This window comes from Streptomyces sp. NPDC001828, from assembly GCF_042892175.1.
In the GTDB taxonomy this organism is placed as follows: domain Bacteria; phylum Actinomycetota; class Actinomycetes; order Streptomycetales; family Streptomycetaceae; genus Streptomyces.
Genome location: NZ_JBIATV010000015.1, coordinates 63,542 through 75,667, shown reverse-complemented (window position 1 = coordinate 75,667; position 12,126 = coordinate 63,542). Strand labels below are relative to the sequence as shown.

The 12,126-nt window shown below is 72.3% G+C and carries 10 protein-coding genes and 2 pseudogenes; 5 read left to right on the top strand and 7 right to left on the bottom strand.

Annotation, left to right across the window (positions count from 1 at the left end; translation table 11 throughout):
* The first annotated feature begins 283 nt into the window (after positions 1-283).
* Complete coding sequence (locus ACFYZA_RS33130) at positions 284-685, top strand: nuclear transport factor 2 family protein (RefSeq protein WP_388494361.1); 402 nt, start codon at positions 284-286, stop codon at positions 683-685.
* Here ACFYZA_RS33130 and ACFYZA_RS33125 read toward each other — a convergent pair.
* The 3 genes from ACFYZA_RS33125 to ACFYZA_RS33115 all read right to left on the bottom strand — a co-directional run bounded on the left by ACFYZA_RS33125 (position 675) and on the right by ACFYZA_RS33115 (position 3,404).
* Positions 675-1,481 carry a helix-turn-helix domain-containing protein gene (locus ACFYZA_RS33125; protein WP_388494360.1) on the bottom strand — a complete coding sequence of 269 codons (807 nt, stop codon included), beginning with the start codon at positions 1,479-1,481 and terminating at the stop codon, positions 675-677. The two genes, ACFYZA_RS33130 and ACFYZA_RS33125, sit on opposite strands and share 11 nt — an antisense overlap.
* Before the next feature lie 3 nt (positions 1,482-1,484).
* The gene (locus ACFYZA_RS33120; protein ID WP_388494359.1) at positions 1,485-2,915 is read right to left on the bottom strand and encodes a glycosyltransferase 87 family protein; all 1,431 of its coding nucleotides are present in this window, start codon (positions 2,913-2,915) and stop codon (positions 1,485-1,487) included.
* A gap of 99 nt (positions 2,916-3,014) precedes the next feature.
* Positions 3,015-3,404, bottom strand: coding sequence for a VOC family protein (locus ACFYZA_RS33115; protein WP_388494358.1), 390 nt, complete (start codon positions 3,402-3,404; stop codon positions 3,015-3,017).
* 213 nt (positions 3,405-3,617) lie between these two features.
* On the opposite strand from ACFYZA_RS33115, the gene ACFYZA_RS33110 reads away from it, so the two are divergent.
* Together ACFYZA_RS33110 and ACFYZA_RS33105 are read left to right on the top strand one after the other, a co-directional pair.
* Positions 3,618-4,760: a molybdopterin-dependent oxidoreductase gene (locus ACFYZA_RS33110; RefSeq protein WP_388494357.1), complete on the top strand. Its 1,143-nt coding sequence runs from the start codon at positions 3,618-3,620 to the stop codon at positions 4,758-4,760.
* Positions 4,760-5,164 (top strand): hypothetical protein, encoded by a 405-nt coding sequence (locus tag ACFYZA_RS33105; RefSeq protein ID WP_388494356.1) that lies wholly within the window; start codon positions 4,760-4,762, stop codon positions 5,162-5,164. The genes ACFYZA_RS33110 and ACFYZA_RS33105 overlap by 1 nt, the downstream gene beginning before the upstream one ends.
* A 30-nt stretch (positions 5,165-5,194) precedes the next feature.
* Here the strand turns inward: ACFYZA_RS33105 and ACFYZA_RS33100 are convergent, their stop codons facing one another.
* A complete protein-coding gene (locus tag ACFYZA_RS33100) occupies positions 5,195-6,025 on the bottom strand; it encodes a TrmB family transcriptional regulator (protein WP_388494355.1) in 831 nt (276 codons plus the stop codon).
* Positions 6,026-6,623: 598 nt separating this feature from the next.
* On the opposite strand from ACFYZA_RS33100, the gene ACFYZA_RS33095 reads away from it, so the two are divergent.
* Positions 6,624-8,621: a putative Ig domain-containing protein gene (locus ACFYZA_RS33095; protein WP_388494354.1), complete on the top strand. Its 1,998-nt coding sequence runs from the start codon at positions 6,624-6,626 to the stop codon at positions 8,619-8,621.
* 73 nt (positions 8,622-8,694) lie between these two features.
* Here ACFYZA_RS33095 and ACFYZA_RS33090 read toward each other — a convergent pair whose 3' ends face one another.
* The 3 genes and pseudogenes from ACFYZA_RS33090 to ACFYZA_RS33080 all read right to left on the bottom strand — a co-directional run bounded on the left by ACFYZA_RS33090 (position 8,695) and on the right by ACFYZA_RS33080 (position 10,963).
* Positions 8,695-9,363 (bottom strand): class I SAM-dependent methyltransferase, encoded by a 669-nt coding sequence (locus ACFYZA_RS33090; RefSeq protein WP_382598443.1) that lies wholly within the window; start codon positions 9,361-9,363, stop codon positions 8,695-8,697.
* A gap of 212 nt (positions 9,364-9,575) precedes the next feature.
* A pseudogene (locus tag ACFYZA_RS33085) lies at positions 9,576-10,202 on the bottom strand (DUF2064 domain-containing protein); the annotation flags it as partial.
* Complete coding sequence (locus ACFYZA_RS33080; RefSeq protein ID WP_382598441.1) at positions 10,199-10,963, bottom strand: glycosyltransferase family 2 protein; 765 nt, start codon at positions 10,961-10,963, stop codon at positions 10,199-10,201. The gene ACFYZA_RS33080 and the pseudogene ACFYZA_RS33085, both read right to left, overlap by 4 nt.
* Before the next feature lie 124 nt (positions 10,964-11,087).
* Here ACFYZA_RS33080 and ACFYZA_RS33075 point away from each other — a divergent pair.
* Positions 11,088-11,849, top strand: a pseudogene (locus tag ACFYZA_RS33075) (response regulator transcription factor); the annotation flags it as partial.
* Positions 11,850-12,126 lie beyond the last annotated feature (277 nt).

Sequence of the window (12,126 nt, the reverse complement as noted above, 5' to 3'; positions counted from 1 at the left end):
CCCGTCCGATCCCGAGTCGCCGGAACCCGAGCCGTCCGTGCCGCCCCCACCTGTGCCGCCGGTGCCGCCCGGGATGCCCGGAAGGTGTTCAGGCGTGCTGTCGTTCACCGCAGTACCTCCGCCGCTCTTCGCCGCGCCTGCCGCATCCCGGCATTACTTCCGGAGTAATCGACCCCTGGCCCGCCTCCCGGCAGAGTTGGGGACATCGGGACCCGGGCGGCGCACTCCGGTCGGGTCCCGGGTTTCCGACCAGGAAGAACGTACTTCACGGAGGCTGATTTCCATGTCCGAGAACCGCTACGAGACCGCCGTCGCCCGCTACTTCGAGGCATGGAACGCCGACTCTGCCGAGGGCATCGCCAAGGCCGTCGCGGCCGGGTGGACCGAGGACGGGAGCTACACCGACCCGCTCGCGGAGGTCGCCGGACACGAAGGGGTCGCCGCCGTGATCACGGGGGCGCGGGCGCAGTTCCCGGGGTTCGAGTTCCGGCTGCTCGGCGCGGTCGACGGGAACCACGACATCGCCCGCTTCGGGTGGGAGCTGGTGTCGGTGGCCGACGGCTCCGCGCCCGTCGCCGGATTCGATGTAATCGCTCTCGCCGAGGACGGCCGGATCCGTTCCGTCGCCGGGTTCCTGGACCGCGTACCGGCTCCGGCTGCGGATATGGCTACGGCTACGGCATGAACGACTGAAGGTGCTTCGCCGTCTCCGGGTCGGCCGGCAGGAACGTCTCGATGGCCAGCTCGGAGACGGTGACGTCCATCGGTGTGTTGAACGTGGCGATGGTGGAAACGAAGGAGAGCACCGTGCCCGCGTGCTCGATGCGCAGGGGCAGTGCGAAGGGGAACGCGGGGTGGGCTCCCGCATCCCCCGGCTCCTGCGCGTCCGCCGGCACCGGGTGCGCGGCGACCTCCTCGTACAGCTCGCGCAAGGTGTCGCTGCGCAGCAACGCGATCTGCCGCTCCATCTGCTCCAGGAGGTGGCCGCGCCACTGCGCGAGATTGCGGATGCGCGGGGCGAGGCCCTCGGGGTGCAGGGTGAGCCGCATGGCGTTCACCGGAGGGTAGAGCAGATGCGGGGCCACGCCGTCGAGCAGCATCCCCATGCCACGGTTGGCGGCGAGCACGGTGTAGGTGGCGTCCACCATCAGCGCGGGGTAGGGGTCGTAGGCCTGGAGCAGCCGCTCCATCCCCTCGCGCAGGGAGCTCATCGACGGATCGTCGAACGGGGTCTGCGCGTAGTGCGGGGCGTAACCGGCCGCCAGGAGCAGCGCGTTGCGCTCGCGGACCGGTACGTCCAGGTGCTCGGCGAGCCGCAGGATCATCTCCTCGCTCGGGCGGGACCTGCCGGTCTCGACGAAGCTGATGTGCCGGGCCGACGAGTCGGCGCGCAGCGCGAGCTCCAGCTGGCTGATCCGGCGCTGCTCGCGCCAGCCGCGCAGCATCGGCCCGACTCCGGTCGGGAGTGCGGCAGTTGTCATACCTCAGACACTAACCCGCCCCTGTGGCAGTGCCTCGGCGGCGTTGCCCGAGCTCCGCTCCCGGCGAAGCCGCCGGCGCAGCGCCCAGCCCGCGAGGACCGCACCGGCCGCGATCGCGTACGCCGTCGTCGCCACCGGGAATCCCGGCGCGGCCCGGGCCGTCACATAGCAGGCCGCCCCCGCTCCCGCGACCGTGAGCCACTCCCAGCGCCCGTCGAGCGCCACCAGGGCGACCAGGAGCAGGGCGTACCAGGAGTAGCCCGGGGTGAGGAGCAGGAAGGCCGAACCGAGCAGCAACAGGGCTCCCGACCACGGGCGTTCGGGCCTTCCGCGCCGCAGGACGTGGACCGTCAGCGCGAGCAGCACGACGAGCGTCACCGGCAGGGACCAGCTCGGGGGCAGCGCGAGGCGCAGCAGCGCGAACCGACCGCGCGCGCCGGGATCGTCGTACCCCTCCTCCTCGGTGTAGCCGCCGAGGTAGCCGAACACGGAGGAGTGCGAGGCGAGCACATAGGGGAGGTAGGAGAGCGCGATCAGGCCCGCCGTCGAGAGCACCACGGTGACCGGCCGCCGTCGCAGCACGGCGGGCAGCACCACGGCGGGCAGCATCTTGACCGCGACGCCGGCGCCGATCAGAGCCCCGCCCAGCGCGGCACGCCGTCGGCTGATCGCGCTCCCAGGGCCGTTCCCAGCCGCCAGCGCGCCGAGCCCCGCGACCGTCAACAGGACTGCCAGGACGTCGACATGGGCGTTGTTGACCGCCTCCACGGGCAGGGCGGGACACCACGCCCAGTACGCGGCGCCCGACACCGAGCCCGGCTCCCCGTCCGGGCCCCGCCGCCGCAGCAGACGCACCAGGACGAGCGTGGTGCCCACAGCGCACAGCGCGCCGCCGATCTGGAGCGGCTTGATACGGGCGGCGCCGGGCGAGATCTCGTCCACCAGAAGGAAGTACGCCTCGGCGACCGGCGGGTAAATGGTGTGCACCGAGGGCCTGTTGAGGCGGGTGCAGCCGCCGTCCACCCGGGCGTGGTCGGGGAGCGCGCACTGCGCCGGATCCGTCGGGAACAGCCAGGGGTCGCGCAGCCCGGCCAGCTCGCGGTCGCGCGGCGCATGGTCGTAGGGCGAGATCCCGGCCGCCTGCACCCGGCCGTCCCAGGCGTACCGGTAGGAGTCGGTGCTGGTGCGCGGGGGAGCGAGCAGTCCCGTCGAGGCGACGGCGATGCCGCCCGCCACGATCAGCGCGGCACGTCTGCGCACCGGAACCGTGCGCAGCGACCAGGCGGCCGCGGCGAACAGCAGCCAGGAGGCCGCGTACCACCAGGAGAGCCCGCCCGGGTCGGTGTTGTAACCGTCATGCAGGACGGTGAGAGCGAGTACCGCGGTGAGAGCGGCGAGCAGGGCGGAGGTGCGAACGGTGGATCCATGAGTCACCCCGTGAGCCTCCCAGCTCCGGGCCGCTCAGGGCGGCAGGCCGCCCCCGCCGTCCGCGAACCGTAAGGTTCGGCGTGGCCGCGGGGGCGGCCCGGAGCATTACTTCCAGCCGCCGTACGGAACGGTCAGAAGCTCCATTCCATGTCCGGCCGGATCCGGGAAATACACCCCGCGCCCGCCGTCGTTGTGGTTGATCTCATTCGGGTGCTGCTGATGCGGATCGGCGAAGAACGGGAGCTTCATCGACTTGATCCGCTCGAATGCCGCGTCGAATTCCTCCTCGGACACGAGGAACGCGTAATGCTGCGGTGTGATCTCGGTTCCCTCGGGTGCCGTCGCGAAATCGAGAGTGACGCCATTGCTGGTCGAGACGGGGATGAACGGGCCCCATTGCTTCCCGACCTCAAGACCCAGGATTTCTCCGAGGAATTCGGCGGAAACCCGATTGTCGCGGGCGAAGATGATCGTGTGATTCAACTGTACTGACACGGTGGAATGCCTCCAACGGGCATCTCACAGACACCTCCATGTCTCACCCGGCCGGTGACCGACACGCGATGCTGCCCGAAGATCCTAACCGGATGTCCGCAGCCTGTCACGGTATTAATCGCGTCATCGCATTCCCTTGCCGGACGCCGGCGTTCGAGAACCGTAAGGTGTCCAACCGCCCGGAACGGGGGCGGGTCGCGGTGGGATGGGGACATGAAGCCACGACTCCCCGCGGTGCGGCCGCCCACCTTCCGGGGCCGACTGCACGACGCCCGCACGGCGACCTCGATCGGCCGCTGGCTGGGCGCCGCGATCGCGGTCTGCTTCGGCACCGGACTCGTCAGCCACTACCTCCAGCACCCGCCAGGCTGGCTGGCCGACGAGCTGCCCAGCAGGCCCCTGTGGGGCTACCGGCTCACCCAGGGCCTGCACGTGGCGACGGGCATCGCCGCGATCCCGCTGCTCCTCGCCAAGCTGTGGACGGTGTACCCGAGGCTGTTCGCCTGGCCTCCGGTGCGTTCCGTGCGCCACGCCCTGGAGCGGCTCTCGGTCGCGGTCCTCGTCGCCGGCGCGGTCTTCGAACTGTTCACAGGGCTCCTCAACACCGTGCAGTGGTACCCCTGGCCGTTCTCGTTCGTGCCCGTGCACTTCGCCGTGGCCTGGCTGCTCGCCGGCGCGCTGCTGCTGCACATCGCCGTCAAGTACCCGCAGATCAGGGCACATTGGGGTCGTGCGTCAGCCGGAACTCTGGCCCTTCCCGCAGGTGACGGGCCCGACCGGCGCTCGCTCCTGACCGGGGTGGCGGCCGCCGTGGGCGCGGTCACCCTCACGACCGTCGGCCAGTCCCTCACCCCGCTCAAGGCCCTCGACCTGCTCGCCCCGCGCCACCCCGACCACGGACCCGAAGGGCTCCCGGTCAACCGGACCGCCGTGGCGGCCGGAGTGGCCCAAGTCGACCTCTCCGTCTACCGGTTGAGGGTGGACGGGCCGAACCCTTACACCCTCACCCTCGATGAACTCGCCGCCCTCACCCAGTACGAATCCGTCCTGCCCATCGCCTGCGTCGAGGGCTGGAGCAAGTCCGCCCACTGGACCGGCGTGCGCATGACCGATCTGCTGCGCCGGGCCGGGGCGCCACCGGACGCACGGGTGCGGGTGGTGTCCCTTGAGCGGTACGGCGCGTACCGCGTGATGGAGATGGGCCGCGAGTACGCCCACGACCCGTCGACCCTGCTCGCTCTCAAGCTCAACGGGCGCGTCCTGACGCCGGATCACGGCTACCCGGCCCGCGTCATCGCGCCGAACCGCCCCGGTGTCCTGCAGACCAAGTGGGTCACCCGGCTGGAGGTGCTGTGATGCGTACGCTGCTAGGCGCGGCGGGGCTCGCGCTCATGGCGTTCGGCGGGCTGCTGCTCTGGGGCCAGAGCACGCACTGGGATGTGCTGATCTGGCTGGCCGGGGCCGTCGTCCTGCACGACGGGGTGATCGCGCCGCTGGTCCTCGCCGCAGGCCTGCTGCTCGGCGGCCTGAAGAAGCGCGGCCTGCTGCGCGGGGCGCTGCTCTCCATGGGCTGCCTCACCCTGATCGCGCTCCCGCTCCTGCTCCGCCCGCTCCCGACGGCCAACTCCTCGGTGCTGCCGCTCAACTACGTGCGGGGTCTGCTGGTCTCCCTGGCCGTGGTGGCCGTCGTCGCGGTGCTGACGGGTGTGGCGCGTTGGGGGCGGGGCAGCCTGAACAGCCGCCACCAGAAACGGAGTTGATGAGCGAGGCCGCCCGAGCGGCGCTCCTGCTCAGTCCGTGTCCCGGTCCGCGTCCCCCCTCGGCTTCGCCGCCTCCCACACGCTCTGGAACGCCAGCCGCAGACAGGCCGCGAGCGCGGGGTGCTCGATGTACAGGGCGGTCGTCGCGCCCGTCCCCGCGACCGGGTCCGGCATGTCGCACAGCACCAACGAGGCGTCGGCGATGACCAGTTTGAGCGGCAAGTGCTGCGCGAAGCGGGCTTCCTCGCCCGCCTCGGCGAAGCGGCGCACGTTCTCCAGGACCTCCTCGTCGGCCAGCGCGTCGTGCGTGTACACGGCCCGTACCGTGCCCTTGTCCCGGCGCAGCCGGCGGGTCGCCTTGATGCCGCTCGTGTTGGCGGCCGGGGCGACGAACGGCGGCATGCAGAACGTGAGGAGTTCGGATTCGGCCTGCTCCTGGATGTCGGCGAAGCGCTCGGCGATCTGCCGCTGGTCGCGCAGCACCTCGATGTAGTCGAGGGGATCGGTATGCGCACGGCCGTCCGCCCAGAGGGGGAGCAGCATCGAGGTGAGTCCTGCCGAGACCTTCTCCAGCCGTTCCAGGGACTCCCTTTGACGGTTCATCAGGCGGGTGAGCGCGAGCTCCGGAGCGACCGCCGTGAACGTGGCGACCCGGCCCCGGTGAGCCACCGCCAACTGGGCGCGCACCAGCCCGTCGAGGACGTCGTAAATGCGCTGCCGGGGCACCTCCGCCTCCCGCGCCACCTGCGCGGCGGTGTAGGAGTCACGCCTGACGAGGGCGAGATAGACCCGTGCCTCGTAGCGGGACAGGCCCAGCTCCACGAGGTCGTTGACCGACCCCTCATCCGGCTCCATACGCATCCCCGTCCGGCTCCATGTGCGTCTTCCCTCGGCAAGCTGCCCGCCACCGTATACACGTACACCCGGCTCCGGGCAGCCCCGTGATCCTCGGGAACGCGGCCGCCCGCCCCCTTGGTGATCCATCCCCTTTCGAGGGAAAGGCTTTGCCTCGGGCTTGCCTAACGCTGTTGTCGCCCCCGTCGGCCGTCGCTACCTTCGTCCCTGCCACCACTTGAGCGGGTGGCAGTCTCCGCGAGGTGCCACCGTCCCGCACTGATCCCGCAAAGCCGCACCGCTGATCATGTGCACCCACGTACCGCCGCACGTGCCGCGCCCGCACCGCCGATCGCACCACACGCGTACCGCCGATCGCCCTGCACGCACCCGCCGATCGCATCGCACGCGTACCGCTGATCGCTCAGCACGCGCACCGCTGAGCACATCGCACCCGTACCGCTGAGCGCTTCGCACCCGTACCGCCGAACACATGGCACGCGCACCGCCGATCGCATCGCACACGTACTGCCGAACGCGCCGGATCCGCTCCGCCGAACACCCTCGTCCCGGCACCTCCGCTCGCCCCGATCCGGCGAACCAACCCCCCATGGAGGGCAGTTCCTTGTACTCGAAGAGACCCTTCGGCCTCCCCGGATTCACCCGCAGGGCCGCCACCGCCGCGCTGTCCGCCGCGGCACTGGTCACCGGCGGACTCATCGCCGTCGCCCCGTCCGTCGCCGCGGCCACCGACGGCGCGAACGCCCAGCCCGCCAACGTCCAGCGCCTGTGTGCCCAGCCCGCCAAGGCCGGCATGATGTCCTGCCTGGCCCTGGCCCGCACCGACGTGCAGCATCACCTCGGCATATCCCCGGCCGCGGCTCCCTCCGGCTACGGCCCCACCGACCTGCAGAGCGCGTACGCCCTGTCGTCGAGTGCGGGTGCCGGTGCGACCGTGGCGATCGTGGACGCGCAGGACGACCCGAACGCCGAGTCGGACCTGGCGACGTACCGCTCCCAGTACGGGCTGCCCGCGTGCACCACCGCCAACGGCTGCTTCAAGAAGGCCGACCAGAACGGCGGCACCAACTACCCGACGGCGGACGCGGGTTGGGCCGGTGAGATCTCTCTCGACGTCGACATGGTCAGTGCCGTCTGCCCGCAGTGCCACATCCTGCTCGTCGAGGCGAACTCGGCGAACATGGACGACCTCGGTGCCGCGGTGAACCGCGCGGTGACGATGGGCGCCAAGTACGTCTCCAACAGCTACGGCGGCAGCGAGGACTCGACCGACCCCAGCTCGGACGCCTCCTACTTCAACCACCCGGGCGTCGCCATCACCGTGTCCTCCGGTGACAGCGGCTACGGCGTCGAATACCCCGCCGCCTCCCAGTACGTGACCTCCGTCGGCGGCACCTCGCTCAGCCGCGCCAGCACCACGCGCGGCTGGTCCGAGTCGGTCTGGGGCTCCAGCTCCGGCGGCGAGGGCGCGGGCTCCGGCTGCTCGGCGTACGACCCCAAGCCGTCCTGGCAGAAGGACACCGGCTGCGCCAAGCGCACCGTCGCCGACGTCTCCGCGGTCGCCGACCCCAACACCGGCCTCGCGGTCTACGACAGCTACCAGGCCACCGGCTGGAACGTGTACGGCGGCACCAGCGCCTCCTCGCCGATCATCGCCAGTGTGTACGCGCTGGCCGGCACCCCCGCCGCGAACACCAACCCGGCGTCCTACCCGTACGCCCACACCTCCTCGCTCAACGACGTCACCTCCGGCGCCAACGGCAGCTGCAGCCCGGCCTACCTGTGCAAGGCGGCCGCCGGCTACGACGGCCCGACCGGCCTCGGCACCCCGAACGGCACGGCGGCCTTCACCGGCGGCACCAGCACCGGCAACACCGTGTCGGTGACCAACCCGGGCAACCAGTCGACGCAGGTCAACACCCCGGTCTCGCTCCAGATCCAGGCCACCGACTCCAGCAGCGGCCAGTCGCTGACCTACAGCGCCACCGGCCTCCCGGCCGGCCTCTCCATCAACGCCTCGACCGGCCTCATCTCGGGCACGCCGACCGCCGCCGGATCCTCCAACGTCACCGTGACCGCCAAGGACTCCACCAACGCCAGCGGCTCGACGTCCTTCACCTGGACCGTGACCACGTCGGGCGGCGGCTGCACCGCGTCCCAGCTGCTCGGCAACCCCGGCTTCGAGACCGGCAGCGCCGCTCCCTGGTCCGCGACCTCGGGCGTCGTCGACAACTCCAGCGGCGAGGCCGCGCACTCCGGCTCGTGGAAGGCATGGCTCGACGGGTACGGCTCCAGCCACACCGACTCGCTGTCCCAGACGGTGAGCATCCCGGCCGGCTGCCACGCCACCCTCAGCTACTACCTGCACATCGACACCAAGGAGACGACGACCACCACCGCCTACGACAAGCTGACGGTGACGGCCGGTTCGACCACTCTGGCGAGCTACTCCAACCTCAACAAGAACACCGGCTTCGCGCAGAAGTCCTTCGACCTCTCCTCGTACGCGGGGCAGACGGTGACCCTCAAGTTCAACGGTGTGGAGGACAGCAGCCTGGCCACGTCGTTCGTCATCGACGACACGGCGGTCAACGTCAGCTGACCTGAACGCCCCTGGGGCGGGGCGGGGTTCACTCCCCGCTCCGCCCCTTCGCACGTCGCGCGGCGGTAGGTGACTAGCCGCGCCGCAGAGCCACGAACGTGCGGCCCGCCGAGGTCCAGCGCCCGGCCGCACGCCAGCCCAGGGGGCGGGCGCAGGACAGCAGCGCGTTCGTACCGAGCCTCGCCCAGGGGAAGTCGCCGCCCGCCGCGCCGTGCGCGTCGGAGACCCTGACCCGGAGCCGCTCGTCGATCTCGTACGGGGCCGTCTCCACCATCAACAGGCCCTCAGGGGCGACTAGTTGGGCCACCCGGTCGAGCAGCTTCGCCGGGTCGCCTCCGATGCCCACGTTTCCGTCCATGAGCAGCGCGGTGTCCCAGCGTCCCTCGCCCGGCAGCCGGTCGAAGACCGAGCGGCACAGCGCGCTGCCACCCCAGTCGCGCGTGTGGCGGACCGCTTCGGGGCTCACGTCGACGCCCAGGGCCGCGACCCCGTCGGCGGCGAGCGCGGCCACCAGGCGGCCGGGCCCGCAGCCGATGTCCAGGACCGTGCCCCGGCAGCGGCGCAGCACGGTGCGGTCCGCCAAGTCCGGCTCCGCACACCAGCGTTCGACCTCGAGCGGCAGCAGCCAGCCGTCGGGTCTGCGCAGGAACAGCGGACCGCGCCCGGAGCGCAGGGCGTCGGTGTAGGGGTCGGCGTGCCAGGCGGCCGGCGCCGCGGCCGTGACCGAGAGCGCTCTCACCATGCGCGCTGCCCGGACGCCAGGGGCTCGCCCTGGGGGGATGCGGCCGTTGTCCGGGGTCCGCTCTGGGTGGACGCGGCCACGGACCCCACGGGCTCCACAGGCTCCACAGACCCCACGGGCTCCACGGACCCCACGGACCCTACGGGCTCCACGGGCCCCACGGGCTCCAGCGGTTGAGAGGCGGAGCCGGCAGTCATCGGGCGGCCCACATCGAGGGAGCGGGCGAACCTGCCGTGCGGGGCCTCGGCCGCGACCAGCCGGGCGTCCCGCGCGGTGTCCACATCCCGCAGCCACGCCAGCTCCCGCACCGCGAGCCCGGCGTCCGAAAGGCGCTGCCGCTGGACGCGCCCGGTCTCGGACACCGACATCGGCACCCCGAGCAGCAGTGCGGGGTCGGGGTCGGTCAGGCCGAGCGCCCAGAACCCGCCGTCCTCGGCCGGCCCGAACCACGCCTCCCCGGGCCGGGGATCGACGAGCGCGGGAGCGAGCAGCGCCGGGCTCACCTGCGGGGTGTCCATGCCGATCAGCAGCGCGGGTCCGGAGCACGCCGCGAACGCCGCCGCGATCCGTTCGTCCAGACCCCCCGCGCACTGCGGCAGCACCTCGATGCCGGGCGGCAGCCACGGCCCCGGCTCACCATCGAGAACCAGCAGCCTTCTGCGTACGGGAGTGGCGAGCGCCGCGTCGAGCGTGTCGGCGAGCGAGGCCTCGGCGATACGGGCCGCCTCCTCGGGGGTGTAGGGCGGGGTGAGCCGCGTCTTGACCCGGCCGGGCACCGGCGCCTTCGCCAGGACGATCAGCGTCGTCCCCGAGGTGCGCCCGTCCACCGCCGCGCTCATCGCGCGCCCGCCGGCACGCGCTCCGCCACCGGCGGCTCGGCCAGCACCTTGCGCATGTCGCGCACCGCGTGCCAGGTGCCCCGCCAGGTCCCGGTGACCTTGGACTTCCCGGTGCGCGGCAGATACGGCACGTCGTACTCGGCCACCCGCCACCCCGCGTCGGCCGCGCGCACCACCATCTGGAGCGGGTAGCCGCTGCGCCGGTCGGTGAGGCCGAGCCCGAGCAGCGCCTCCCGGCGCGCGGCCCGCAGCGGGCCCAGGTCGTGCAGGCGGAGCCCGGTGCGCCGCCGCAGCATCCGCGCGAGCGCGAGGTTCCCGGCCCGCGCGTGCGGCGGCCAGGCGCCGGGGCCCTGCGGCCGCCGCCGGCCGAGCACCAGGTCGGCGGTGCCGGACGCCACCTCCCGCACGTAGCGGACCAGCTCGGCCGGATCGAGGGAGGCGTCGCAGTCGCAGAAGCAGACGTACTCGGCCTCGGCGGCGAGCAGCCCGGCGTGACAGGCCGCGCCGAAGCCCCGGCGGGGCTCGTGCACGACGGTCGCGCCGAGAGAGCGCGCCACTTCGGGTGAACCGTCCGACGATCCGTTGTCGACCACGACGGCCCGCCAGCCGTCCGGGATCCGGGCCAGCACCCAGGGCAGCGCCTCGGCCTCGTCGAGGCAGGGCAGCACGACATCCGCGACCACCCCGCGCGGCGCGGAAGGGGGAGTGGGAGGAGGAGTGGGAGGCGGCGAGGCGGGGGTGGTGGAGGGGGATTCAGTCACGCCCTCACCGTACGAATCCAAACCGGGCAAAACGGATATCGGGTTCTTACGAAACGCGGACATCGCCCGGTCGAGGCCCACCCGGCGCAGACGGACGCCTCCCAGCGGTGCGAGGGTGGATGCCATGCACAGCACCGAGAGCCGCATCCTGGTCGTCGACGACGACCCGACCGTAGCCGAGGTCGTCACCGGCTACCTGGAACGCGCGGGCCACACCGTCGACCTCGCCGCCGACGGCCCCGCCGCTCTGCGCGCGGCGGCCGCGCGCCGCCCGGACCTCGTGGTTCTCGATCTGATGCTGCCCGGCATGGACGGCCTGGAGGTCTGCCGCCGACTGCGCGCCGCGGCCCCGGTGCCCGTGATCATGCTGACCGCGCGGGGCGACGAGGACGACCGCATCCTCGGCCTGGAGATAGGTGCCGACGACTATGTGACCAAGCCCTTCAGCCCGCGCGAACTCGTTCTGCGCGTCGAGTCCGTACTGCGCCGGGCCCGCTCCGCCACCGCACGGCCGGGGCCGCCCGTCTCCCGCTCGGGCATCACCCTCGACCCCGCCGCCCGCACCGCCGCGAAGGGCGGTCGTGAACTCGCCCTGACGCTCAGGGAGTTCGACCTCCTGGCCTACCTCCTGGCCCGCCCCGGCGAGGCCATCACCCGGGAGCGGCTGATGCACGAGGTGTGGGGCTGGGAGTTCGGCGACCTGTCCACGGTCACGGTCCACGTCCGCCGCCTGCGCGGCAAGATCGAATCCGACCCGGCCAAACCGGCCCTGATCCGCACGGTATGGGGAGTCGGCTACCGCTTCGAGGCGGATGTGGATGCGGAGGCGGGGCCGGGGTCGGGCGTGGGCCTGAGCGAGGGTGCGGCGGCCGGGGATGCGGAGGCGGTAGCGGGCATGGGGGCGGCCGAGGGCATGGTGGGGGTGGTCGCGGGCGCGTCGAGGGGTGCCGGGCCGAGGGGTGTCGCGCCGAGTGACGCCGGGTCGAGCGGGGTGGGGCCGAACGACGTGGGGCCAAGTGGTGCCGGGTCGAGGGGTGCCGGGTCGTTCGAGGCCGGTTCGAATGCTGTCGGGCTCAACGGTGGCGGGCCGAGGAGTGCGGGGCCCAACGATGGCGGGTCGAGGGGTGCCGGGTCGGACGCCCGCGTGCGTCACGGAGCCGACC